This is a genomic window from Moritella sp. 36 (genome assembly GCF_018219415.1).
GTDB lineage: Bacteria > Pseudomonadota > Gammaproteobacteria > Enterobacterales > Moritellaceae > Moritella.
On sequence record NZ_CP056120.1, the window covers coordinates 4,063,634 to 4,090,354 of the forward strand.

Below are 26,721 nucleotides of genomic sequence, written 5' to 3' on the forward strand. Positions count from 1 at the left end.
GAAGGCTTTTAGCTGAAGCCCTCACATCCGATTAACATAACATGCGTTATGCGCAATCTGCATGTAAAGCCTTGTAAGTGCAATATAGTAATGTCACATTCTAACAATTTAGAGATGTCACATTTTGGTATACTTGGTCGTAACTAATCCAAGCATCGAGTTGTGCCATGTTGATTACTATGAGCGAAAAAGAACTGCATCGTTTAGGTGTTATTAAAGATATTTGTCATAAGCGGATCACTCAAGTAGCGGCCGCTACACTGCTGAATCTAACCCGCAGACATATTCAGCGACTTGTTAATACATACCGCCTTCATGGCGATATTGGATTAGTATCTAAGCGCCGTAACATGCCGAGCAATCGGCGCTATCCAGCCGAATTTAGAGAACAAATCCTCAACATAGTTAAAGATAAATACAGCGACTTCAAACCCACATTTGCTTGTGAAAAACTATTAGATAATCACAACATCAAGCTATCTAGTGAAACGCTCCGTCAATGGATGGTCGCAGATGGCTTGTGGACTGTTCGCCGTCGCAAAAAACGGCAAATCTATCAGCCCCGATATCGACGAGATTGTGTTGGCGAATTAATTCAAATCGATGGTTCTCATCATGATTGGTTCGAAGGCCGTTCACCTAAATGCTGTTTACTCGTATTTATTGATGACGCGACAAGTAAATTAATGTCCCTTTATTTCTGTGAAGCTGAAACCACCTATGATTATATGAACGTAACCCGTCAGTATATTTCTGAATATGGGAAGCCAATTGCACTCTATAGCGACAAGCATTCCGTCTTTAAAATCAACAGTCCTAGTCGTAAAACAAGCAAGCAAATGACGCAGTATAGCCGAGCGTTATACGAGTTAAATATCGAGCTTATTTGTGCTAATAGCTCACAAGCTAAAGGACGTGTTGAGCGTGCAAATTACACTCTGCAAGATAGATTAATCAAGGAGATGAGGCTTGCTGGTATCAATACGATTGAAGAAGCGAATGCCTGGGTTCCACACTATATTTCACTCCATAACGCACGCTTTGCGTGCTTACCCCACAGTACTGACGATAAGCATCGCCTACTCCAAGAATCTAACGTAGAGCTTGATGATATATTTGCGCGTCAAGTGAGCCGCAGCTTAACTTCATCACTTACACTCCAGTACGATAAAGTCATTTATATGCTCACACCGACCGATAAAGCCAAGTGTTTGGTCGGTAAAAAGGTCATGATTTATGATTATCCCGATGGCACGCTATCCATTCAACATTGCGGAGAGTCATTTGAATACAGCATATTTGATAAGCTGAGACATGTTCAGCAAGCTGAAGTCGTGAGTAATAAACGATTGGGCGCGGTATTAGCGGCGGCAAAGCATTCACAGGATGAACGAGAGCATGAGCCGAGTCGTAACCGCAACTCAAGAATGACAAGTCGCAAGGCACCCAAGCGTTTGATGAATCCGATTTACCTTACTGACGTCGAGTTTAAAGCAAGTTCATCTCGGGATTAAGGAGATGAACAATGTGACATGTCTAAATAAATAACCGATGTGACATTTCAAACTTGCCTTAACAGAGTTTATAGCCTTTTAGCTTTTGGCCAAATTAGCTATACCACTACAGTTTGGGTGCATAAGTAAAAAGATACCTGCTTGTTATATTTTAAACTTAGCAAACAATTTACTAATCACAAACAGTGATATTCCAAACAATGCTGTAATGCCTATTAGCATTACACCTAAAGAAACAAATACAATTTTACCATCCATATCACGTACACGTAAATTAGGATCTATATTAAAAAAACCTGCGACTAAATGTAATAACGTCATAAATATAATCGACACAACTACCGCATTAATAACATGTATTAACGTTCTTACTTTCCTGCTTTTTTCTGTTTTTGCATCAGAAATATTAAAACTTTTCATTAATTAACAACCATCATTATTCTTACAAATTGACTCTGATATTTGTGTTCCAGAGGCAGCCCCAGCGCCATAAGCACCACCAAGTTTCACTTCAGATACAGCTCTATTTCCAGGTGTGGTACTCAATGACTTTGAGCCAGCTAGAACACGCTGAGATGTTGATTCCGTCATACTAGTTGTAGCCTGAGTAGCTGTATTATTAGGTAACCCTCGACTAGCAATAGCCAATTTTGCTGCGCCTTTGGCAACTGCACCCCCAACGACCCCAACAACCCCAGCCGTAAGCACTTTTCTACCATCAAAACTCCCTGTAGCTATTTGATTTACCATTTCCCCTGAAGCATTTGCGCCCGCGCCCATAGCCATAGTTCCCAAAGCCCCCATGCCAGGAAGTGAGGTAGCTAGGCCAATGGCACCGCCTACTACAGCCGAACGGCCAATCGAATTAAGTGTAGCATCGGGATTATTCATGTACTCGGCAGCACCGCCAATCACAGTACCAACAAATATTGCAGTTAGTTGTATTGCAAATTCTCCATCAGGATCTACATACTTATAAGGGTTATTGTTAGCATAGGTAAAACGATTAAAACCGTGAACAGAGTTTCCGCTAGCAATATGCCCCATAGCACCAACAGGGTCATTCGAATAGAAACGACCTATGACTGGATCATAGTATCGTGCCTGCATATAAGTTAAACCTAGGTCTTCATCTTGCAGATGACCTGTATAACCTATACCTTCTTTTTCACCACCAAGACGCTTACCAAATGGATCATATACGCTACGGCTCACGACCTGTCCCTGATCATCAGTTTCAAGTACCGGAGACCCAAGCATATCCGTATGTTGATAAGTCACTTTAGAGTTAATTATTGCCGAACCAACATAGTAACCTCCCCCGCATCTATCAGTGGCATTACATACTTTTACTTCTATCTTATTACTACCCAAAGACAAGCCACTCAAAACATAGCTAGTTCCTGTCACCTCGACAATACGTTGTTCACCATTTTCATCGGTGATAATGAGTTGATAATAGCTAGCGTTAGCTACCGCAGACCAAGTCAGATTATAGCCACCACTAGAATGAGCTAGATTAGCAGTGTGAATGAATGGCATAGCAGGAATAAAGATCGTGATATCACCCACTGCGATGGGGATCCATACAGTTTTTCCTTGAGCTGCCTGAGCCGGTTGACTTATAATACTGCCTATAAACAAAGAGAAAAAGATTAGCCCTATCATTAACGGGGTTAAATTGATTGATTTCATTTTACTAGCTCCCTTAGCGACGGTCAATATTAACAATTAACTGCTTGCCAACATACACGTTGTCGACTTTATCGCCAGAGGCTTTACGGCGATGTAAAAGCAATCCCTTTTGGCTATAAACACTATAGTTGGTGCCATCACTTTTAATTTGAGCGACTCGGCGGTTATGCCCATCGTACATATAAGTGATTTCTTTCGCTGAACTCACCTGATTCGCACGGTTAAAAGCAAGACTATAACGACCATTATTAATGACATTACCTCGCGTATCATAAGCATAGTTATAACTATATGCTCCTCTAATATTGATAAGTTGGTTGGCACTGTTGTAGTTATAATTGATTACTGAGCCACTGATACTACGACTTAGGATATTTCCTATATCATCATAGTTATAGCTGCCGCTCCCCCACTTACCATCAGCAGTCTTTAATCGGTTTAGTCCGTCATAACTAATATTATAAATATCGTTACTATGGTCTACCCTATCCACCAAACTGGATAAATTGTCATTGTCATCATAACTTGCATCTAAGTACAATTGATAATCGCCCATTTTTCCATCACTGATGGCATCAACTCGGCCTGTTGTATCCAGAACCACATTTCGTACAATACCATTACCGTAAGTCAGCTGTTTAATTTTACCATTAGGATGGTATTTAATATTGCTGGCATAATTTATACTTCCTTCACTCGCTTTTGTTGCCTGTCCTAAAGCATTCGGCGCATAATGTATGGTCTTTCCCGAAGGGTATGTAAGCCATGACACAGCCCCTAAACTATTGTATCCCCAGTCCAGAATAAAATTTTCCCCCTTTACCAATAAGCTCTCTTTATCTATTAAGTTCAACGAATTATACCAGTAACGCCAGATAACGGATCCGAGGCCAATGCCGGACTCTAATCGGGTTAAGTTCCCATTGGCATCATAACTGTACGTCTTATCAGGTGTCTTGTCTGGATAGCTTTTTGTCCTCAATTGATCTCGGTTGTCATAACTAAATCGGACTTTATGCACATCTGGTACCCGTGTTGCAGCACAACTGTCACTACCACCATCAGTGCCTTCGGCTATCCAAATGAGTTTCCGCTGGGCGTTATAACTATATGCGGTAACCCCCGTTTCAGGTCGGTAGATTTTACAAAGCTGCTGATAGCTATCGTAAAGACGTTTTTCTGTCACACCACCTTGAGCTATCGAGGTGACTTGGTCAAATTTGTTATAGATAATTCGTGTATCAACACTTTCAGGTGCACTGATTACTATCGGCATATCATAACGGGGACTGCCATAGGCCAAGAAGGTAGCGTTTGTGACATTACCTTTAGCATCTTTTATTCGTTGCTTATTACCGCTGAGGTATTCGATAGTTGAACGTGCTCCATCACTTTGACGAGTGGTGGATACTATGCGACCAAGAGAATCGTATTTAGTGGTTATACCAATAGTGTTATTAGCACTGACACTTGGAAAAGATTGAAAAACAGGGCTATTATTATAATCATATTGAGTACGGTGATAACGAATTGTATCACTATCTTTTTTATCACGAATACGCGTTAGCGTTGGTCTCAATAGTCCATCATAGTCTGTTACTTTCTCAAAGTTACCCTGCCTTATTATCTGCTGTAATAGTCCAAATCGGCCTACGTTACTGTAACTAATATGTTTATCGGTCCGGCTGCTAGTAACATAATCAACCTTAGTAATTCGTCCTATCGAATTATAACTATAGTTAGTTTTCACCCCTTTAAAGTCTGTCTCACTTTTTATTGTTCCGTCACTATTAAGTTCCTTTTTAGTCACCATAGTATTAGTGGTACTACCATTGACTAAATTACAACCATTGACCGTAGCGCATGGCACTGTGATTTGAGTAGGAGTTCCACGATAGTAATTATCAAATAGTTCATAACGGTTACTGCCGTTATAGATACTCTTTTTCAGGTTACCATCATCGTGATAAGTATGAGTGCTAACTTGCCTACCAAAATAACTTTTTTGATATGGCAGTAAAGAGTCAGGATAGTAACGAATTTCATCTTTTAAAATATCCACACCATCAAGAGACGATATAAATTTTTTAGTTGGCAGGTTTAATACCCAGCGACTTATATCATGTAAAAACTTCACTTTAGTTACTTTACTAGAATTATTATTCGTGCGTTCAATGATAGTTCTTGGTTGACCGAATTGATTATAATCATGATATTCAGTTAAATACTCCTGTTCGCCTTCGCTACCATCAGTGATACTTATAACTCTAACTAATTTTTTTGGTATTGAATTCGATTCATGATAAGGACCAGCATTCCCTGCAACTTCTCCTAACTTTTCCCCCTTTTCATATTCATATATTTCAGTCATGTCTGTAGATAACAAACCATTAATATTTGTTTGATATTTAATTGCTGAAATGGTCCCCTCCAAATAGGACCTTGACTTTCTATTAATAAAGTATGTTATAAGTGAAGAGTCGGGATTTAACATAGAAATTGTTTTATGATCTACTCGGGAAACGCCTCTGGGTACTACGCCAGAAAGCTTGCTATTTGCCTTTGCTGCTTCCCCCTCAAATTGGCCTACATTTTGAGAATAGCTATAGTTCCACTCATAATCTTTCCCACCTACAGATAGTGTCTTCTTCTGTAATGCAAAAGTAAAACTACAACGTAGGTACTGATAACTTTGCTTATTATAATCTTTGCTATTTAATCGTATATTAGACTTATCCGTTCTTACAAAGTCGAACTCAAAAATACCAGTAAGTCCATCTGGACTCTTGATAGTCATGTTTTTCATTCCGTAAAGTGAAGGTCGACATAAATATTCAATACTTCCTGTTCCATCACCTAGATCAAAATTTGCCCCAGCGGAAGAAGCATCAAGATCATATACCCATTTTCTTCCATCTGGCCTCGTAACATAATATTCCCCTTTCTCGCCATAGGAATATTTCCATGTCCTTCCTGATGAATTTATTGTTGTTTCAACATATGATCCATACCTATTATTCGATTTATTTCTAGAGATAATTATTTCTCTTTTATCATTGCTGTGTATCTTTGTTAATAAGCGTCTGTTTTTAACGGATTTAAATTTAATCACTCTCGAGGTATCATAATCGTCATATTCATATTTTACCCAATTTCCAAACCTATCTTCAATTTTACTCACCATTAATCCTATTGAAAGTGTTATAGGGCCGTGGTAATGCTCATAATTAGTCTGGTAAAGACTGTCCATTCCATAGGAGTAATTAGGGATAAAGGGATAACCAGGATAATGGCTAAGCATATCAAAATAATAAATGTCGCCATTTGGACTTGTTGCTTTAAACCCTTCAGCATTAGTCAACTCAGATGTATAGCAGCTTAATCGCCATTTGCTGTTTGTAATATATGGATATTCTACTTTCGATAACCCCAAGGTTTCATTATTCATTAATAGAGGTTCGTTCACCAGACCAGGAATAACCAAGGATGTATTTGATCTTAACTTTGAAGGTGTGTTATAAGGAAGTTTAGGTTGCTTTTGGCCCTTAGAGCAAAAGTCTTCATTAAGCCAGTTAATAAGTAGGCTGTTACCCCATCTGTACTTCACGTTTTCCAGACCATAATTAAGTTCAATTCTAGGAATATCTTCTCTCCAACGCTTTTGATTTGGAAAGTTGGTTGAATACGACGTTTTATAAGCAACCTGTAAATCTGAGTTACCAGGGATATCTCCATCGACTCTTGTAAAGACAACACTCCCACTGGATTGATCAAACTTATCCCCCAATGTTTCAAGAGGTACATTTTCATTTTTAGTTTGCGCAAGGTTAGTTTGTTCTAAGTGAGTGATGTCGATAGACTCGGAAACTACATCGGTAACTATTACAAAATTAAAAAATAAAATTGCAATCCACTTTTTAAATGTGATCAATTCGATATTGCGCACGACTTTAATATCCATATAAATTAAATAACTATAGGTGTAATGGTAATTGTTATCATTACACTTTGCAATTTTTATAATCGATAATAATACACCTTTAGTAGTATGCTTCGTGAAAAGTGTATTGGATGCTCTTTCATCTCGAGATAAAGTCGATATTCGGCCTATTTCACCGCTCGTGAGTAATAAACGATTGGGTGCGATCTTAGCTGCTGCTAAGCGTTCACAGGACGAAAAAGAAAAAGAACCGAGTCGTAACCGCAACTCAAGAATGACGAGTCGCAAGGCACCCAAGCGTGCGATGAATCCGATTTACCTTACTGACGTCGAGTTTAAAGCAAGTTCATCTCGGGATTAAGGAGATGAACAATGTGACATGTCTAAATAAATAACCGATGTGACATTTCAAACTTGCCTTAACACATTTCACTACTCAGGCAAAAAGTTCTCTCTAACGCTTACTTTACCCCTTTAAAACCAATTTTAACCCGTAATTCTGGATGGATCATTTTGTACTGTCTTAGTGAATATCACTTTCGCATCGATTTTAATTGAAATGCTTATTTCTAATGCTTTTGTAATATGGGATACAAGTCACTATAGGAGGGAGAGCCCCTTTGCATAATATCTAATCTAACTAAGGCTGGATCACAATTGAACTCGCAATAGAGTTCGCGTGTACTGTTGTGATATGACGATTCCTCACATGATAAAATGTATGGCAAATCGATATGAAAACATCGTGAGTGAGTAACTGCTCTAACGCAGAAAGGGGCAATTTTGAGTTAGCTAGACTAGCTAACTCATTCGTGGACATTTCCGAGTTACAACCTTTCGAACATTCTAATTTTTCGGGTTACATTTAGCATTGAAACCACGTGGCCAGACTACATGTAGTTGGCCAAGTTAACTCATCCACTACACACAATTGCGAAACAGCTTGCTTCACGAATGAGTTGTCCTGAATTTAGTCAACAGCCTGTTGACCAAATTATTCTTATGAAGGTTACTGCGTTCTAAACACGTTTAGGGGCATAGGTGCTTCAGACTGATTTGGGCAACTAGGCTGTTGCCCAATTAGGATCAATGACAGTAGTTGCAGAATCTGCAACTACTGAGGATTCCTCGGTAGTTGCTTGATGATCAATATGCTGTTTTTCATATTAGCTAATTCTTTTGCCAGTTCTATGCCTTCTGAAACGTTTGGGGCATAAATGGCTTAGAGTTTAAACTTGAAATGTGTGAACTTTAAATGGCACCGTTCACATTATAGAAAATACGATCAAATTGAGATTAACGCTTTACTTTTTGGGCAGTTGTAATAAAACGAGTGACGTGAAAGCAGTCCTGCCACACAGCTATTGATACAACATGCGCTTGTTATACGTTTGGATTATCCCAACATATCTTTTTTTTCTTGTACGATAAGTTCAGCAACTCTTAGATCAGCCGCTTTGTCAGGACCTAGTCCAATGTTTTGCTCAACTGAAGAAGTTAGCGAGGCTGCAATTCGAAAAGCATCATTGCCTTCTATAGCTAAACGGAAGATGTGAGGAACATAACTATCATATTCATCATCCCACTCATTATCGCCATCATTCACACCAATGGGATCCCATTTTTCCCATAGTATTTCGGCAACCTTTTTATAAAAAGCTTTGTGTTTATTGCTGAGATTATTCATAAATTACGTATGACGCCTTTAGTAACGGAAAATTGCGCAGCCGATGCCGATTGCCTAAAATCGTTATGTTTCTACTCGACAACAACCTTAATGCCCCTGTTTTTGGCTACCCCCTCATTAAAGGTGGTGAGCACCTTTAGCTGAAACCCAGAAATTTGTTTGGGGATACAGCCAGTATTGATATTGTAGATGGTATAAGGAGGTTCAATTGCATTTATATCTCCAGTAACCAGACTATCTGTTAGAGCATCAAGGTTTCTTCCAGTCTACGGCTATTTTCATGACTCCCCTCTGAAAAATAACGTCGCTTAAGTCCTCCTTAATAAATACACTTTAGGGATAACTTATTAAACCAATGTAACAATTTTTTTTTATTAATATATAACGGCAACTAAGTCTTAGTGACTAAAACTTAGTTGCCATTATATTGAAGTGAGCCACCAGCACTTCAATATATGCAGATCTTACACACATACTTTAAGCGCGGAGTACACAAAATCGCATTTAATGTACATCGATGTAGGCTCATACTCAGCATACCATTTTCAACCACAATCTAAACATCACCAAATCGAACTCGGCATCTAACCCCTAACCCAACAATCACATAACAGGTATTTCTTGTAACAAATAGCCCTGGGTGTTGATACTCAACTAGCATTGAAGTTTTAACCCAATCAATGCCTCTTTGAGGTGAATCTTCAAGGATCGTATCTGCAAATAAAAGAGCTGGCTTTAGATCATTTGGGAGCCGTTTTTCGCCTTGCTTAGTCAATTCAATATCAATCCACTTCCAATCGGCAACAACACAGATCCCCTTTCCTGAATAAAGAGCATATGCATCATCAATTCGCTGCTGTACTTCATTCATTTCACAGCCTACATCGTAGTCTGAGACTCCAGGTAGAGACATAAGATACTCATAAATTTCATTCGCTGTCATCATGCGTTCCTTTAGTCTTTCTAGGCCAATATTTATAGTCTTTTCGTTCAGGTAATTGAGCGTAGAGCCATTTTTGATCATACCTAAAGAGCCACGTGTAACTATTCCGAACTTCTTTCTGAAGATCATGCCGCGTACCCGTTGAATTACGCTTCAGCGCGAGTTGCAAATTTTCTCGATGCTGACTACGAGAGTGAAGAAATCGTAGTTCTTTTCTTCTAACTACAATTTCAGGATGTTGAGAAAGGATTTGTTCTACCGCTGGTATAGATAAGTGCATAAACTCTGCTATTGATTTTGTGGAAAATCCTTCAGATAATTTTTCAATAATAAGATTACGGTCTTTCTCGAATATACTCTGTTCTCGTCTCTTTATTTCAATGCCATTAGAAATCGCTATTTGCTTTACTTTTGCAACACTCAAGCCGCTAATTTTACTTGAGTGTCGTAAACTGCACCCAGCTTTGAGCTCTTTAAGCGCAAGTTTAACTTCTTCTGGTTTATACGATTCCTTTAAGGCAGGGTTTGCGATAGCAACATAGGTATTAACAAGATCGTAATTAAACTCAAGAAGCTCTTCTATTGAATGAAACAGCATCCCTATCATAAGTATATGTTTCAACGGATGATGATGAGCATCGGAATGATAAAACATGCATGTAGGATAAGTACGCTTATCCCCTAAATCAAAAATTAGCGCAATCGTTTCATCAGTAAGAATTGGTTGCCAATATGCTTCTAATGCCGCCCGCAACTCGCTTTGATGCACATTAAAGGAGGTTGATGCCATACCCATTTCTCTCAACCGAGTACGATATATCAGCGACATCCTATAACCCTCGAATAAAGGATTTTCTCTAGAAAGAAGTTCTAAGCTCAGACGGGCCAGCTTTAAGGCCTCAGAGCTTGCATCAATAAAATCATCTTTAACAACATATTGAGGTGGTTTTATCATTCCTCGGCGCAGCTTATGGAGCCCTTTAAGTTGAAGTTTATGCTTTACGCATGAGAGTACACCCGGTATTTGATGAGATACATGCCAATAAGCAATACCGTATTGTTCAACATCTTCCGCAACACACCGAGGACAGTAATTAACATAACTGGTCGTATTTATCCGACTGGCTGTAAGTGACATTTTAGAATAAATGGCCTGTGTATCCCCCCTGTGCATATCTTGTAATATTTCTTGATACAGTTTTTCACCACAAAAATGGCTAAAGTAAGGAACAAAAGTATGAGCAGTAATAAGCAGCTCTTCACTCATCGACGATTGACAAGCCAGTCTATCAATATAGCTGGGAAATATTGAATCTAACTGCTTATTACGAGTTCCTAATAGGTGCTTTAATAACTCACCAACACTCGGATATGGCGATTCATAAGCCCAGCGAATAAGCCAACTATGCAGTGTTTCATCTACAAACAATTTAGGGCAATACTGCGCTAAGTTGATTGTATTCATGAGTAGCCGTCCAGTAATAATTTGGTAAGCTCATGCTCAATCCCGAGTGACCTCAACATAAGCAACAGACTAATTGGTGGGACCTGGGAATTACGATAAACGGTCGTAATTATATTAAGTAATTTTTGACCTCGCTTATAAATTTCTTCTTGCTCACGAGTAAAGTAGGTAGAAATTACGCTACCTTCTAGACTCACCTCAAATGCCTTTTGTATTTCAACGACTTCTTTTCGTAACGCTAACGGGATATTACGCGGTAAACATTGATACCCAAGTTTTTCCCTCATCAATTCAAGTAACACATTTAACGTCAAATCCGTCTGCTTTTGCTGCAAAGCAATACTGACGGCATCCAACCAATATGATGTCGTTGATTTTAATACCGTCGGTACTTCAACTATCTCACCACACTCTAGGCATTCACCATTAACAGGCGGCAACCAATGCCGCTGAAAAGACATATATTTAAAATCACAACTCTGGCACATAGATACCAAAGCTGTTTGATGTTTATAGCAGCGTAACATCGTAGGAATTTGGTGATAGGTATGCCAATAAGTAACCCCATATTCCTCATAGTCTTCATCTGCACATGATTGACACCAGCGCCACATATAAACACCTGTAACGTTATTTTGTAAGCTAGGTATAACCTTGTGCCTAGCTCCAGTCGTAATAGCGTCTTGAAGCAATGTATATTGAGGCTTAGTTATAAAGGGTCTGTAGTAAGGGACTAGCGTATGCTCAGATATAATCTTATTAACACCGGTAGTGTCAGCATAATGACTCATAAGATCGCTATATACCGGACGCCAAATGGTCGAAGCATTAAGCTTGCTCAGGTTCGTTGACAGCCACTTCGATGTCATTATAAAATCATTTCGACCTGTTCCATCAAACCAGCGGGCAAGTACACTCAATATATGTTCATTTGGCAATAATCGGGGCAACTCAATTAACATCTTTGTTTTCCTCAATACCGATCAGAAAATTATCTAATTGAAGTTTTGAGACCGTCGATGGCTGAGTACTGCTTTCATCGTGATTTTTTAATATTTTTGGTACTGGGGTTCGAACTTTTTTTTGCTCTTTTATTACATCTTTGTTTGTGTATGTCGTTTTGTTGGTCGTTTTATCCCGTATCTTTTTTTCATAATCTTCTCTGTTACCCTTCCTAAGAGCTTTTAGTGCTGGATCAATCAAATGAAATTGATTGGTATAAACTCTATCTAATAATTCGGGATCAAAAGTAAAATAATTCTTATATTCACTACTGTCTTTCATTAGCAAAGTTTGTAACGTTTCATGATGCATATGGGCCAATCGAGTCATTATCGCAGGCAGACCACAACTAAGGGATTGAAATTTTACTTTAAAATTTTCATTTGAAACGCTTTTAATTCCATAAATCAATGATGAAGGAAATAGCGCATCAAATAATTTAGTAAAATATTCAGACCCATAAGCATGTGTAGAAAATTTAAATTCACGATCATTCAGCATTCGGCGCACTGTTGTTGAATCATGACCTAAACGATGATCACCGTCCTCTAACGAATCAAATAGTTCGATACCCTGCTGAGTTGAACTTTGAATGATTGGCACACCTATTTTATTAAATAGAGTCTCAAGCGTTTGAAGTGAAGGGCTTTCTTTGATTTTTTTATAACCCAACATAAACTGTAATTCATCAATATGAACAATACCAAGACAATGCGTTGCAGCTATATGTTGCATTGCGGCGATTAGTTGATCTGCTGAAAATTTTTTGTGATCACTCCATTGCTCCGCATAATCAGTTTCTAGTGCACTATCAACAGCCCTAAAAAAATTAGCCGCCATCGCCTTAGGAGAACCATTGGGCGGAAGATCAAACGAAATCCATACAAGTTGCTTCTTCTTAAAATGTTCTCCTTGGTAAATCTTATGGTTAAGCACTTGTTTTACTTGTCCTAAAACACTCCGTATACATTTAGTTTTACCACTGCCAGAATCCCCGTACACTAATGATGACGGCGCTGTTGTCGGTCCAATTCCACTCATTGGGCCAGGGTTATACAACTTACCAAGCCGCATGCACTCTGCGATTCTAGCGTATTGCATGCGCATCTCTTTTGACAACGGATTACGCCGGACATAACCAAACAGAATTAAACTAAGAATCTTATTGTATAAATTCCACGTTTGAGGAACGGGAATGTGCACTTCAGTCAACTGACGCAACTGTGTTTGCTGATATATCTCAGGTAAATCCCAAAAATTCTCTTGAATACAGGGTACTTCCGTCAGATTTTTAATTAACTGTTCACGACTCAACTCAACATGAACAGCCTCAGATAATGGATTGTTATTTAAATTGAGATCTAAATGGGGTTTATAAACGGCTTCTATACTCATTATTAATACTCCTAACTATTCATTTCATTATCTAAATCGTCTTGCTCAGTAATTCGACCAGAGCTATCAGAGAGACGTGTTTCATCCATAAGCCCCTCATGCATCTCAATTGCATGAATAAGCTGTTCAAGGGCTTTATAGGTTGCCTGACGACCTTTGATACCTGGTTGGATACTAATACGAGTATTTTTAGGGGCTAATTCAATTTGCTCTTGGTTATATTCCAGTAATTTAGACTGTAATCCATCCTTAAATAGCCTTAGTTTCTTAGCATTAATTTTATTTTGATGTCTTTTATCTTTGAATTGTTCAAGTAGGTGTAAAATAGGCTCCCAGTGAGTCGCTACAAATGGGCTTTCGCCATTAAGATTCTTCAAATCAAAACGTACATACTGACCAGCTGTAGTTTTATGCCAAATATTCGAACTCCAATCTTTGGGTCTTTTGACTGGTATTTTGAATGCACTGATATGCTTGGCTTTAGTAAACCACCCCGCCTGTTTAGCAAAATCAGAGTAATAAACGAGTCCTTTCAAATAGATGCCATTTTCTCTCACAACAGCTTCTTCCTCTGGCAGAAATGCCCAGAAAATACGACCAATCTCTTCATTTCTTGCATCACGACCCCCATTCATTTCTTTAGAAAGACTATGAAGAAAAAGAGCTTGAGGAGTTATATCAATACCATCTCTAACGGCGTTAATATCAAACCGTTTGAGCCTATCCGCTGAGTTATTGTGATGAATAATTTCATGTATTAAAAATGCGATAAGAGAATCATAATCCAGTAGAGATTGATTAGACTGATGTTGCTCACCGCGTGGCGCGGCTTCAGGAATTGCACCAGGTACAAAATGTATGGCCTGCTTATTTAAACAGTTAAACTTACTTTCCACTGTTCCTTTCGCATCACCACGGAACACCGCCGTGAAATTATATCCACGCACTCCAATCTCAGAACTCAATACCGATGAAATGACTTTATCTGGATGTTCATTCCCATTATCGACCGTTACTTGGACCGGAATATGATGAGCAGGCCAATCCCCTTCTTTAAGTTCAACGCCATATCGAGCAGCAAACTCAACTTTGTCCGAGCAAGCGTTCACAAGCGCCTGCGAAGCCCCCGTCCAATTTGGTCCGTCGAAGCCCACATAAAAGCCTACAATCATGGTAGAAAAGACATCAATAACGATATAAAAAACAGGTCGCCCCATCGAAAGACGCCCGGTCGTGTCAAACGGATATCGAATATAGGTATCTAATACAGTAGCATCCGTTTCATATCGATATGTCGCGCCTATAACACCGTCGTGCGCAGAGCCCTGACGGTCAGCATGATCTTTTTCATAAACGATATGCCCATGCTGAATTTTCAGATATAACGTTTTATCGATAATTTGTTTAAGATGATATCGAAGCTGAGCATCAGATAAACAAGCGCTCTCCTCGTAAGGAACATAGGTTCTGCTAACTACACCGTCTATTTCACGTTCAACCTCTGAAGACTCAAAAAGATTTTGGTATACCTCGGCCGTTTTTTTAAACGAAAACTTGGGGAAGTGTTCTTTATTTTTATCCGCTTTTACAAACGCCACGACAGACTTTAAGTTGTCCTTTTGCAACTGAGTAACACCGATACTCTTTGAGCGACTATTACGATTATCAGCCCCGCCACGACCTCGTTTTACATTCTCGACACCAGGAGTAGCTGGGAGGAAAAAATTACTCCCTGTGTTTTTTAATTTAAATGGTAATAGCGCATTAATATGACAGCCAAACACAATGTATCGATTCAACGCATTGTAATAAGCCCCTTTAGTTTTCCATGCGTTATCTGGATTAGTAGCAAGATTATCTCCGACCAATAGTTCAACTTCACTCGCGAGCCCTCCATCATATAAATATTGAGTAATGCGCGATTCTGCCGTTAAAGATTTAATTATTTGGTATTTTTTGTCTCTTTTATCAAGCCATTTTTGCCGGCCGTCCTGAATCAAAAATTCATCTGAAAATGAAAACTCAGCAGGCAGTTCATGCAGAGATGTCTGTACTGATGTCTTTTTGATGAGTATTGCAATACGGTTAAAACTCCAAACCTCTGGTTTAGAAATATTGTCAGCACTCCCAGCTATATTCATATCCGCAATTGCAGCTAATTTAAGCTGATAATTAACATGACAAACTCTCAGTAACTCTGACGTCTCGCTATCATATATTTTCTGACCCAAATAAATCATAGGCTCAACTCCACAGCGCGGAATAAGCGAATGTATTTATCTGTTTTAACAGGTAAGAGGTGGTGCAAACATGAGTACTGAAACAGGCTTTGCACACGCTGGTAAGGCGTGTTGACTCGGTGTTGCACTGATTCAAAGTGATCTTGTAGTTCAGCTCTCGGTTCCTCAATCCATGATTTGATGAAGGCCTGCCCGAACTCTTTGAGTTCGTCAGCACTGGCAACCAAGTCATGAGCTAATTCAAAGTACTCAATATTCCAAGCAGAAATCTTAGTCGTATCAAGTTCAGTGATGACGCGATACTCCACATTACGCTTACGCCAATACTCACGTTCGATGGCAAATTTTTGCCAAGTACGTGCTTTAATTCTCTCGACATTACCGTTATCTAATCGCTTGAAAATCTGATCCCAATATTTAAACGTATATGCAATTCGTTTTTGTGAATAATCGTCCAGACGTATCGTAACGACAAAATCTGTCGTCATCACATGTGCAAGGTTAGTTTTCCAATCACGCGGGTGTATTAAGTTAGCAGCTACGGCAATATCAAGCGTTTCATCTATATCTAAAGCGAACTGTTCTTCAACAGATATGACATTTGGTTTCCAAAGAAGGATTTTGTATGCGCGGAATTCACCGTCAGATAGCAAATGAACCTGTCGTTTTTGCCGAGGGCAAAAAATCCAATGACGTCGTCCAATTTTATTTACCTTACGCACAGTGATAAAGGGGATGTAGCGACCTGATTTAACGATGTCACGCTTCCAGTCATTAAGCGACTTGATTACCTCTGTTGAAGCGAGTATTTGTTTATGTCTCATAAGAACTCCGTAATTGAAGTTCTAGTTATAGCACTAAGAAACATAAAATAGCAGTCTACAAAAACACCTAAGCATATGATATAATAGGGATATATTATATCAATAAGTAATAAATGTCAGTAGATCAAAAGTTGCTACAAATCAGATAGGTAGAAAGTTAATTTGAGGTAGGTTTACATTTTGTCTGAATGGGGCTGTAAAATTTATTTTTAAATTATTTAAAAACTTTGGCTCGTTCTAGCTTTATTACGGAGAATATCGCCAAAAGACATTTATGATGGTGCTAGATAAGTACTATTTAACTCTATTTTTAATCCACTAAAATTCACAAGTTTATAAGTGGGCCAAGTTCACTCCCCATACTTATTAAGATATATGGGGGAGCATTCCAAACTTAAATTATAACTAACATAAAACACCCATCTTAGACGTAATCATTGTCCTGCATGAGCAGCAACTTTGCCAAATGATTCGAGCTCTAAGAACTTAGATCTGAATAAATGTTCAGGGAGCTTTTGTTTCAGTAAAGCGTGAAAATTATCATCATGAGTTGAAATGATGATTTGCTTACCCAAGTTCACACTCAAACTGCGTAATAAATCAATGACACCAAGTACATTGATACTATCCATCGACTGCACAGGATCATCAATAAATATACAGTCCACATCTTTACCTGCATTTTTCGTATTAATTGCTTTCGCTAGAAAAATACTTAAGCTAAGTACATTAACTTGTGCAGAGCTAAAATGTAATGTTGGTGATATTATATTATTCCCTTCATCATCTTCGATATAAACTTGTAATTTAGGCCTTCCTTCATCTGGAAATACACAATTAAAAGCTATTTTTTTAAAGTCAGGGTGAGGATCGATTTTTTTATAAATAGTATTAATTAAATCAATATGAAAGTAATGATTAATTTGTTTTTTTAAAGAATCATTGATAACTCTTAAATCAGTCATTAACGCATCTTTAATTTTGTCATATTTCTTGATTTCTAAATCAAAACCATTGAGTTCACTTGTTGATTTTAAACACTCAATATAAGTTAATAATTGTTCTGCAAGTGCCGTTAATAATTTCATTCCTGAGTTCAATGCATCACTTTGCTCTATTGAGTGTTGAAGAGTTGATACTTTATCATCAAAACTCTGTTTTAGAATTCCCCAATTATCACCTTCGAGTAAAGCTTCATGCCCAAGATATCTGACCATCACATAAAATCCGCGAACCAATCCATTTAATCTAACGAGCTGTTCACTTGCCCTCATTATCAGCTCTGAAAGCATCTCTTTTTTATCGGTTAAATCTTCAAAGAACGTGGAGGAATAAGGTGTTTTTAACGTAGTTAAAGCAACATCATTACTGTCTACGTCCTTTGATTGACTTTCAAATAAAGAAGTTAAAGCCTCTAATTTATTACCAATAGCTTCATTTAACTCTTGTTCATCCAACACAAGTTCAATAAGATTAAGCGGAACTTTCAACTCGTAGAGGAAGTCTGAGTACTCAGTAATGAAATCATCATCATTTTTTGATTTACTAGTCATAACAGCAAAATCCAACCTAAGTTGCGGAGTGCCTTCTATTAGCGTATTACACTCAGCTTTAACTTCATCAATTTTGCCCTCAAGTACAGTAATATCCGATGCTACCCTTGATATTTCGTCATCGATATATAATTTAAATAGTTCAGGTGATTTTTGAACCGTTAATACCTTTAACCTATTAACTTCAGCACGGTCTTTATCTATCTGTTCAAGACTATTACCTGTCGATTGTTTATCCTTGAATAACGTTTTAAGCTGTTCCCGTAAAGCCCCCAAATAGTCTCTTTGCTGGATCAAAAAAGATTCATTCAATTCTTTGAGTACTAATTCCTGTTCTTTTAACTGTGTTTGGCAAGTTTCAACATCTTTAAGAAGGCGCTGTTGAGAGTCGCTCAAACTTGAATTTGAATTGACTGCGTTAGCCAGATTTAGAAATGATTTATGGTCATGCTGACATAAAGGACAATGCTGCTCTTGGTTATCATTTACTAATTTAGAACCTAGATCAATAAGCCTAGTAATCGAGTCTTTTTGTCGCTTTACAGAGTCAATTGAGCTGTTAAGCTCAGCTAGTCGCTTATTCAGTCTTTCCTTCTCAAGAACTCCATCAACATGATTCTTAGCCAATCTTTCAAGTATTTCATTATCAAATTCACTCTCAGAAATGGCATCAAGCTCTTCGATTCTAAAACTTTTTATTAAAATACCTTCCGATTTTAAATCGGTAATTTTCTTATCTAACCCATCATTTTTAATGCTAAGTTCATCAGCACCCAACTGTTTAATATTTTGTTCTAATTTAGTTATTTCATCAAAGTATTGAGGTGATACTGTTTTCAGCGTTTCGAATTCAACTTTATTATGTCGCAAGATTGCCTTTTGGCTTTCTAATTCATCTAATTCTGCGTTCTTACTTTTCAACGTTTGAGTATTTTTATTTAAATCATGTTCAATATCAGCCAACTCACTATTACATTTATTTTTAGCTTTAACTTTACTAACGAAATCAGGCAGTTGAACTTTATGCAAGTGGAGTTTATCAAGACGATTACCGCAAGCTGCTAACAGTCCTTTTAAAACACCTTGTTCGTCATTTAATACTTCGAATTGCTCAATATCATTTTTTTGCTTTGTTAGCTTAAGGATGTCACTATTTAGTGCTGCAATTTCATTGTGATGTTTTTCATATACAGGGAAGCTATCTAACAAACTCTCTAACTGTACTTTTTCAGCCAGTACCTTTTCAATATTTTCATTAATGCTATCTTTTAATTGAGCAATTTTTAATAATAACTTTGCATTAGATTCATCATTAAATTCATCGTCGAATATAGAAAAACTACATCCCTGCTCATTCAGTTCTGAAACTAATTCATTAATAACAGTTAAACAACTGGAATCAAGCATAGATTCACCGCCTAACTCGATTAGTAAATGTCTATTTCTTACTGTTTCGATCTGACTTTTAAGTTTATCCAGTCTGCTATTTATTTCACCCAGCATCAGTTGGATATACTGACGGCTTTTCTCCAAGCTGTCATCGCCACCCAATTGTTCATACATAAACCGCTCATAGCGTGCTTCAGGTTTTGATTCTCTTAAGAAACTGTCAATAGCTTCTTGTGAGAGCATAACAGAACGGAAAAAGCGCTCTTCTGGTTTTGTTTTCTTATCATCAAATGCGTAATCCTTACTTCCTGCACGAGCAGAGCTTACTTTTCTTTCGAATTCATCCGTATTAGTAACAATTTTGACTATAGATTCAAGATTATCAGGAGCATTTTTTGATCTTAAAATATGTTGTTTTTGCCCAGTCTGATTTAATTCTTTCGCATCTGTATTATTTACAATTGCTAGACTCGAATCCCGGATAAAACGAGTTATATTATTAGTCATACAAAAATCTATCGCGTCATAGAAGGATGTTTTTCCGAATCCATTTGGGGCGTATATTGAAACGAGATCAGCCGGTTCTCCACCTTTAACCGTAAAATCAAATATGCCATCACGTTTATCTAAATAACTTTTAAAAGCTTGTATTTCGACACGTTTAAACTTCATCGTTCTCAACCTCTAAAATTATTTTATCCAACCATGCCCCACGCATTCTTTTTTCATCCCGAGACTTTCCTAAAGAAATATTCATGGCTAATAAATCTTGTGTAACCGATGAATATATAGAATTATTCATCGCGAATAAATCTTGTGTAACCGATGAGTATATAGAACTATTGATAACGTTTTGACTTGACGGTTGTTCAATATAGATATCTTTACCTAAAATATGATCATCAAGATATGCAGAAAATTTATCTTTATTCAAAGATTTCAACTTACTATCAAAAACAATTTTACGCATGAAAAAGGTGTCATTCTCTATAGTATATTTAAGTGAATTACTCACGGTGGTGGGTATAAAAAAAACTAAATAAATATTCCAACTTGAAAATTCGTCTTCCAGTTTTGTTTGATAATCAATGCCTATTAGGTTATTGATACGGTTCCAAAACTGTTCAAGTATTTCCTCATTTTCAATCCAGCAAGAAAATGCAGATAAAAATGATTTTCCGCCAATTAATGCTTGATATAGATTAAATTCAACATCTGGAAATTCGAGATTTAAAAGCTTCATGTCGTAATCTTGCTCTAAAACAAATTTAGGTAACATCAACAATATCCTTAACAGTTAAATAAGCGCCATACTCTTTAGCTAATAACATGCGTAGTTCAGCTTCTTTTTTATCATCAAAATCGAAAAGATCAGTGTGATTTTCAAATACATCTTCCTTAGATTCAATACATTCAGCATGTAGCGCTGTAATATCTACAATACTGTGAATTTTAGAAAGGTTCGAATTAATATTCGTAATGGCCCGACGGTCGGAAGGCGGTCTAGCAATATTTTTAACCAACTTTTTTATACCGACTTTTGAAAAACTGACATTTCGCTGTGGAGAGCAGAGTGTTTTAACCACAATTATTCCATTTTCGTTAAAGCGATTAAGCTTTCCTTTGAAAATATCAGATACGTGTTGCTGCCAAGTTTCCTTGACTCCAATATAAATTAACCGTCTCGAATGCATTATGTTATCTACATACGCTGCGTCTACAATTTTAGGCTTATCGATTAATATCGATATAGTTAATAACTCCATTAATGCGACCCATAACTCACGGCTTCGCAATTCATTGCTAGGTCGATTATAAACTCGCAGGCACTCTTTAAACTCTTTAAATACTTCACTTGGGGAAAGGTTTACTTGAATTTCATTCGTTGAAATATCTCTTAAGCGATCTTTAAGAAAATTTAACTTATCATCTTCAATCCAGCCCTGAATAACATCAAAACTAAAATCACGTAAATGCTCAAAACTAGACAAATGTAATGGTAAAAGTGGTGCTAAAGGCTGTTCTAAATAAAGATTTTTAGGATCAGCGATAAGCTTTTCAAACTCACTAATTGGTATAGCTGAAATGTTACCATGACATTCTCTATCTGGATCTCCATCCATTTTAGTTTCTATACCACAAAGCAAAACTGGCTTATCTTCACGATCTAGAGTAAAAATACCTCCACCTGAGAATCCAGAAACATTACTATAACCAACACCAGCAGCCTCAGGAGAAAGGACAGCAAACTCTCCAGACATATATGTGAAATTATAAATAAATGCGGAATATTCCTGAGAAGTGCCACGTCTATCGTCAGGGTAACCACATAAAAAAACCTGGTCATTGACTACTAAAGAATCGCTATTAATCATAAGCTCACATTCAGATTTTTGACCCACAATCAAAATTGCAATATCTCTAGTGTCATGACAGATAACATCTAATACCGGTATTTCCTTCCCATCAAAAGAAAATAATTCATGCTTTGATATAAAATTGCTGGTAAGGTCATCTTTATCAACTTTCAAGCAATGTTTAGCAGTTAACACGTATGCATAGGTTGTAGACATTGGCTGAATTAATACACCACTGCCATTATTAACTTTAACACTATGCTTTTGATTTACCGTAGGAGTGCCTTGATTCATGGTGTAATAACATCCTTACATCCTATTGCATTAAAGCTTGAATCGCTTAATTCCTGCTTGTTAAATATTTTGTTAATCAAATCTGGATAATTAAACATTAAGTTAGCACTAGGGAAATGATTAATGATACGAGCTAACGTTTTTTTGTTTGGTAAGCCATGATGATTACCATTTGTAGATATAATAAAATTATTACAAGCTATTAGTGTTAACAGTTCATCGTTAGTATTAGCTTTGCTACCATGGTGGGAAATTTTAACATAGTCAACTTTCAAAGGGTTATGCTTGGAGTAACCTAAAGCTATTAAACTATCGATAACGACCGTAGGATGTGCATCTCCTAACAACAGCAGTGATAAGCCCTCACTTTCAAAGATAAAAGCTAGTGAGCTTCCATTATGAATTGATTTATCTTCAATAAATTGATCTTCTATTAATAACTCTTCAAGTGATTCTGTGTAGTCTTTCTTTGCACCAGCTGTATTTGGGATTTTACGTTTTTTCTCCCACTTAACTAAAAGCTTTTGAAGATTAACGATGGAAGGTGAAAGGATCTTAAATTTACATCCAAACCGTTCAAATTTATCACCTGTTTTAATAAGAGAATGTGACCAAATATTCTTACCTATTAAATGATCTTCAAGCTTAATACCTTGCCCAATGCTAGTATTCGTACCGGTGCTATTTTTTAGCATGACAACATTTGATGCATCAATAGGTTTATCAAAATACTTGAAAATTAATTGCCCAGAATTAAACCACACCTCTTCGGTTAATTCAGTTAAATAACCACTCTTATTAAAGCCAGCTAAAAGGCCTCCAATATGATCATCATCAACATGGGTTAATACAAGCAAATCAATTTTTTGATTTTTAGCCTTAACTTCGTTTAAAAAAATTTTAAGAGGACGTGGGATATGCTGCACTTCAAATGTTCTAGATGGACCGCCATCAATTAGTATATTCTTGTATTCACCTTTGTATTCAAGGCTAATAGCTATACAGTCTCCATGTTCAGCCTGTAATATTTTTAATTCAAGAGCCATATTTCATCCTTATGTGAAAGCTTTACACTCTCAACCCATACTCATTCCACTTATATCCTCAGATTATAACGCCTATTACATTGTAGTTATATAATTGAAATCATTAAACATATAACTACAACACCCTTTACAAAAATATTAATATGAGTTGATAACATCAATACTGAAGAACGGTTTAATACGGGGCAATTTATTTATCCATTTATAAAACAAAAAAAGCGAACCATTTCTGGTTCGCTTTTTCACTTTATTCGACTTCTAATAACTCAATTAGTCACAATCTTAATTACAGTCACAACCTTCATTAAAACAGTCACAAACTTAATTACTAGTCATCAACGACCAAAATTAATCGTTATACGATTCAACTGGTGGGCATGAGCAGAATAAGTTACGGTCGCCATACACATCATCGATGCGGTTTACAGTAGGCCAGAACTTGTCTTTCTTCACGTAAGGTGCAGGGTAAACGGCAGTTTCACGGTCATAAGCACGGTCCCAGTTAGCGTCAACAATATCGGCTAGCGTGTGTGGTGCGTGATGTAGTGGGCTTTGTTCTGCAGTCCACTCACCCGATTCAACTTTAGCAATTTCGGCACGGATGCTGGTCATTGCTTCGATGAAGCGATCTAGTTCAGCTTTAGATTCTGATTCAGTTGGCTCAATCATTAGCGTACCCGCAACTGGGAAGCTCATTGTTGGCGAGTGGAAACCATAATCCATTAAACGTTTAGCAACATCAGACTCGGTAATACCCGTTGTTTCTTTAAGTGGACGTAAATCAACGATGCACTCGTGCGCTACGCGATCATTACGGCCTTTATAAAGTACTGGGAACAGTGGGTCTAAGTTTTGAGCCAGATAGTTAGCGTTTAAGATAGCTGTCTGTGTAGAACGTTTCAGACCTGCTGTACCTAGCATGTTGATGTACATCCACGTAATCGGCAAGATACTTGCGCTACCGAACTGTGCAGCAGATACCGCACCGTTGTTACGGCTTTCTTTACCTGTGTCAGCAACCGCGTGACCAGCAACAAAAGGTGCCAAGTGCGCTTTAACGCCGATAGGACCCATACCTGGACCACCGCCACCATGTGGGATAGCGAATGTTTTGTGTAAGTTAAGGTGAGAAACATCAGAGCCCATAGAGCCCGGTGATGTTAATGCTACCTGTGCGTTCATGTTCGCGCCGTCCATATAAACTTGGCCGCCGTTGTCATGAATGATGTCACAGATTTCTTTAATCGTTTCTTCGTATACACCGTGTGTCGATGGGTACGTGATCATGATGCAAGAAAGGTTATCTTTTAGCTCTTCCGCTTTTTCACGTAAGTCAGCAACGTCAACGTTACCGTTTACGTCACACTTAGTAACGACAACTTTCAGACCCGCCATTTGCGCTGATGCAGGGTTAGTACCGTGCGCAGAGCTAGGGATCAGACAGATGTTACGATGTGATTCGCCACGTGACTCATGGTATTTGTGAATCGCTAACAGACCTGCGTATTCACCTTGTGCACCCGAGTTAGGTTGCATACAAATTGAATCGTAACCTGTGATGCTAACTAACCAGTCTTCTAACAGGTCAATCATCACTTTATAACCAACCGCTTGATCTGCTGGGCAGAACGGGTGCATGTTGCTAAATTCAGGCCATGTTACTGGGATCATTTCGGCAACCGCATTCAGTTTCATGGTACAAGAACCTAATGAAATCATTGAATGGTTAAGGGCTAAATCTTTATTTTCCAGCGATTTAATATAACGCAGCATTTCTGTTTCAGAATGGTGCGAATTAAATACTGGGTGTGTTAGGAATGCTGATTCACGCTCAAGTTCAGCAGGGATAGACGTGCTACCTGTTGCTGCTAGTTCAGCTTCTAGTGCATCAACCGAGATACCATGGTCATCGCCCAATAGTACGTCGAATAATGTCGCTAGGTCTGCTTGCGTGATTGTTTCATCTAAGCTGATACCAACTTGATGTTCAGCGTCAAGACGGAAGTTAATGCCCGCAGCTAATGCACGAGTAACCACTTTCTCTTTGTTATCTAATTGGTCGTTGTCTAACTGTACTGTGATTGTATCGAACCAGGTATTGTTAGTCAGGCTTAAACCGCCTTTAACAAGACCAGCTGCTAATAAATCAGTGAAACGGTGTACACGCTTAGCAATATCTTTAAGGCCTTCTGGACCGTGATACGTTGCGTAGAAACCAGCCATGTTCGCGAGTAATACCTGTGCAGTACAAATGTTTGAGTTAGCTTTTTCGCGGCGGATGTGTTGCTCGCGCGTTTGCATTGCCATACGCAGTGCAGGTTTACCATGAGTGTCTTTAGAAACACCAATGATACGACCCGGCATAGAACGCTTATGTTTGTCACAGCTTGCGAAGAATGCAGCGTGTGGACCGCCATAACCCATTGGTACACCAAAGCGTTGTGAACTACCAAACGCCATGTCAGCACCGAGTTCTGCAGGTGACTTAATGCGTGTCAGTGCAAGTAGATCAGAACCCACTGCAACAACACCTTTTTTAGCTTGGATAGCCGCAATAATATCGCTGATGTCTGTTACATCACCGTCTGTACCTGGGTACTGTAGTACCGCACCAAACAAGTCATGCTCAGGCGCTGTTTCTGCTGGGCCTTGAATAACAGTGAAACCGAAGTGCTCTGCACGTTCGATCATCACGTCAGCGACTTGTGGGTGTACGCTGTCGGCGATAAAGAAGTTATCACATTTTTTGTTTTTAGAAACACGCTTACACATTGCCATTGCTTCAGCGGCTGCTGTCGCTTCGTCAAGTAAAGATGCGCTTGCTAAATCCATGCCTGTTAGGTCACAAGTCATGGTTTGGAAGTTAAGAAGTGCTTCTAAACGACCTTGTGCAATCTCTGGTTGGTAAGGCGTGTATGCCGTGTACCAGCCTGGATTTTCGAATACGTTACGTAGGATAACATTCGGCACGTTAGTACCGTAATAGCCCATACCAATGTAGCTTTTATTGACTGTGTTTTTGGCTGCGATGGCTTTTAATTCTTGCAGTGCTGCAACTTCAGATAACTGATGGCCAGCAACAATGTCTTCTGCCAATAAGATCGAGCTTGGTACTGTTTGTTGAATAAGGTCTTCTAAAGAGTCTGCGCCAACTTTCGCTAACATTTCTTTAGTTTCTGTTTCGCAAGGACCGATGTGGCGACGGGCGAAATTATCAATCTGCTCTAACTGGGCAAGTGGGGTATGGGTTTTCATGCAATTCCCTGTATTTATACTTTTAACAAATAACAAAATTAAATTAGCGTTTAACAAACTTAAACTAATACTTTAAAAAATAGCAATTAGCGTTTAAACACTAAAAAAAACCCCGAGACAAG

The 26,721-nt window shown here is 38.1% G+C and carries 17 protein-coding genes; 2 read left to right on the plus strand and 15 right to left on the minus strand.

The window, feature by feature from the left end; all coding sequences use genetic code 11:
- Positions 1-179: 179 nt before the first annotated feature.
- Positions 180-1,514, plus strand: coding sequence for an ISNCY family transposase (locus HWV03_RS18000; RefSeq protein WP_255546906.1), 1,335 nt, complete (start codon positions 180-182; stop codon positions 1,512-1,514).
- 144 nt (positions 1,515-1,658) lie between these two features.
- Here the strand turns inward: HWV03_RS18000 and HWV03_RS18005 are convergent, their stop codons facing one another.
- Genes HWV03_RS18005 through HWV03_RS18015 form a run of 3 tightly spaced genes read right to left on the minus strand, consistent with a single transcriptional unit; the run spans position 1,659 to position 7,155 of the window.
- Entirely contained in the window at positions 1,659-1,934 is a 276-nt protein-coding gene (locus HWV03_RS18005; RefSeq protein ID WP_211677110.1) for a hypothetical protein, read from the minus strand.
- Positions 1,935-1,937: 3 nt separating this feature from the next.
- Positions 1,938-3,209, minus strand: coding sequence for an RHS repeat domain-containing protein (locus tag HWV03_RS22650; protein WP_255546907.1), 1,272 nt, complete (start codon positions 3,207-3,209; stop codon positions 1,938-1,940).
- Positions 3,210-3,222: 13 nt separating this feature from the next.
- Positions 3,223-7,155, minus strand: coding sequence for an RHS repeat domain-containing protein (locus tag HWV03_RS18015; protein WP_211677111.1), 3,933 nt, complete (start codon positions 7,153-7,155; stop codon positions 3,223-3,225).
- Between the two features lie 109 nt (positions 7,156-7,264).
- Here HWV03_RS18015 and HWV03_RS18020 point away from each other — a divergent pair, with 109 nt between their 5' ends.
- Positions 7,265-7,510, plus strand: coding sequence for a hypothetical protein (locus HWV03_RS18020; protein WP_255546908.1), 246 nt, complete (start codon positions 7,265-7,267; stop codon positions 7,508-7,510).
- Positions 7,511-8,545: 1,035 nt separating this feature from the next.
- Here the strand turns inward: HWV03_RS18020 and HWV03_RS18025 are convergent.
- From HWV03_RS18025 to gcvP, 12 genes are all read right to left on the minus strand, one after another.
- Positions 8,546-8,836: a hypothetical protein gene (locus tag HWV03_RS18025; protein ID WP_211677112.1), complete on the minus strand. Its 291-nt coding sequence runs from the start codon at positions 8,834-8,836 to the stop codon at positions 8,546-8,548.
- A 556-nt stretch (positions 8,837-9,392) separates the two neighbouring features.
- Positions 9,393-9,782 carry a DUF6957 family protein gene (locus tag HWV03_RS18030; protein WP_211677113.1) on the minus strand — a complete coding sequence of 130 codons (390 nt, stop codon included), beginning with the start codon at positions 9,780-9,782 and terminating at the stop codon, positions 9,393-9,395.
- Positions 9,766-11,244: a TnsD family Tn7-like transposition protein gene (locus HWV03_RS18035; RefSeq protein ID WP_211677114.1), complete on the minus strand. Its 1,479-nt coding sequence runs from the start codon at positions 11,242-11,244 to the stop codon at positions 9,766-9,768. The genes HWV03_RS18030 and HWV03_RS18035 overlap by 17 nt, the downstream gene beginning before the upstream one ends.
- The gene (locus HWV03_RS18040) at positions 11,241-12,206 is read right to left on the minus strand and encodes a TniQ family protein (protein ID WP_211677115.1); all 966 of its coding nucleotides are present in this window, start codon (positions 12,204-12,206) and stop codon (positions 11,241-11,243) included. Before HWV03_RS18040 ends, HWV03_RS18035 begins: the two co-directional genes overlap by 4 nt.
- Positions 12,196-13,641, minus strand: a complete 1,446-nt coding sequence (locus HWV03_RS18045; RefSeq protein ID WP_211677116.1) for an ATP-binding protein — start codon at positions 13,639-13,641, stop codon at positions 12,196-12,198. The genes HWV03_RS18040 and HWV03_RS18045 overlap by 11 nt, the downstream gene beginning before the upstream one ends.
- A gap of 11 nt (positions 13,642-13,652) precedes the next feature.
- The gene (locus tag HWV03_RS18050) at positions 13,653-15,881 is read right to left on the minus strand and encodes a hypothetical protein (protein WP_211677117.1); all 2,229 of its coding nucleotides are present in this window, start codon (positions 15,879-15,881) and stop codon (positions 13,653-13,655) included.
- A complete protein-coding gene (locus HWV03_RS18055) occupies positions 15,878-16,705 on the minus strand; it encodes a TnsA endonuclease N-terminal domain-containing protein (RefSeq protein ID WP_211677118.1) in 828 nt (275 codons plus the stop codon). The genes HWV03_RS18050 and HWV03_RS18055 overlap by 4 nt, the downstream gene beginning before the upstream one ends.
- Before the next feature lie 434 nt (positions 16,706-17,139).
- Positions 17,140-20,319, minus strand: coding sequence for a hypothetical protein (locus HWV03_RS18060; RefSeq protein ID WP_211677119.1), 3,180 nt, complete (start codon positions 20,317-20,319; stop codon positions 17,140-17,142).
- Entirely contained in the window at positions 20,309-20,926 is a 618-nt protein-coding gene (locus HWV03_RS18065; protein WP_211677120.1) for an ABC-three component system middle component 1, read from the minus strand. The genes HWV03_RS18060 and HWV03_RS18065 overlap by 11 nt, the downstream gene beginning before the upstream one ends.
- Complete coding sequence (locus HWV03_RS18070; RefSeq protein WP_211677121.1) at positions 20,916-22,298, minus strand: ABC-three component system protein; 1,383 nt, start codon at positions 22,296-22,298, stop codon at positions 20,916-20,918. Before HWV03_RS18070 ends, HWV03_RS18065 begins: the two co-directional genes overlap by 11 nt.
- Complete coding sequence (locus HWV03_RS18075) at positions 22,295-23,344, minus strand: MBL fold metallo-hydrolase (RefSeq protein WP_211677122.1); 1,050 nt, start codon at positions 23,342-23,344, stop codon at positions 22,295-22,297. The genes HWV03_RS18070 and HWV03_RS18075 overlap by 4 nt, the downstream gene beginning before the upstream one ends.
- Positions 23,345-23,692: 348 nt before the next feature.
- A complete protein-coding gene (gene gcvP, locus HWV03_RS18080) occupies positions 23,693-26,599 on the minus strand; it encodes an aminomethyl-transferring glycine dehydrogenase (protein WP_211677123.1) in 2,907 nt (968 codons plus the stop codon).
- Between the last annotated feature and the right edge of the window lie 122 nt (positions 26,600-26,721).

What these genes read in the sequence shown, in the direction of transcription:
- HWV03_RS18000 (WP_255546906.1), top strand. Translation starts at nt 180, where the DNA reads ATGAGCGAAAAAGAACTGCATCGTTTAGGTGTTATTAAAGATATTTGT.
- HWV03_RS18005 (WP_211677110.1), bottom strand. Translation starts at nt 1,934, where the DNA reads ATGAAAAGTTTTAATATTTCTGATGCAAAAACAGAAAAAAGCAGGAAA.
- HWV03_RS22650 (WP_255546907.1), bottom strand. Translation starts at nt 3,209, where the DNA reads ATGAAATCAATCAATTTAACCCCGTTAATGATAGGGCTAATCTTTTTC.
- HWV03_RS18025 (WP_211677112.1), bottom strand. Translation starts at nt 8,836, where the DNA reads ATGAATAATCTCAGCAATAAACACAAAGCTTTTTATAAAAAGGTTGCC.
- HWV03_RS18030 (WP_211677113.1), bottom strand. Translation starts at nt 9,782, where the DNA reads ATGATGACAGCGAATGAAATTTATGAGTATCTTATGTCTCTACCTGGA.
- HWV03_RS18035 (WP_211677114.1), bottom strand. Translation starts at nt 11,244, where the DNA reads ATGAATACAATCAACTTAGCGCAGTATTGCCCTAAATTGTTTGTAGAT.
- HWV03_RS18040 (WP_211677115.1), bottom strand. Translation starts at nt 12,206, where the DNA reads ATGTTAATTGAGTTGCCCCGATTATTGCCAAATGAACATATATTGAGT.
- HWV03_RS18045 (WP_211677116.1), bottom strand. Translation starts at nt 13,641, where the DNA reads ATGAGTATAGAAGCCGTTTATAAACCCCATTTAGATCTCAATTTAAAT.
- HWV03_RS18050 (WP_211677117.1), bottom strand. Translation starts at nt 15,881, where the DNA reads ATGATTTATTTGGGTCAGAAAATATATGATAGCGAGACGTCAGAGTTA.
- HWV03_RS18055 (WP_211677118.1), bottom strand. Translation starts at nt 16,705, where the DNA reads ATGAGACATAAACAAATACTCGCTTCAACAGAGGTAATCAAGTCGCTT.
- HWV03_RS18060 (WP_211677119.1), bottom strand. Translation starts at nt 20,319, where the DNA reads ATGAAGTTTAAACGTGTCGAAATACAAGCTTTTAAAAGTTATTTAGAT.
- HWV03_RS18065 (WP_211677120.1), bottom strand. Translation starts at nt 20,926, where the DNA reads ATGTTACCTAAATTTGTTTTAGAGCAAGATTACGACATGAAGCTTTTA.
- HWV03_RS18070 (WP_211677121.1), bottom strand. Translation starts at nt 22,298, where the DNA reads ATGAATCAAGGCACTCCTACGGTAAATCAAAAGCATAGTGTTAAAGTT.
- HWV03_RS18075 (WP_211677122.1), bottom strand. Translation starts at nt 23,344, where the DNA reads ATGGCTCTTGAATTAAAAATATTACAGGCTGAACATGGAGACTGTATA.
- gcvP (WP_211677123.1), bottom strand. Translation starts at nt 26,599, where the DNA reads ATGAAAACCCATACCCCACTTGCCCAGTTAGAGCAGATTGATAATTTC.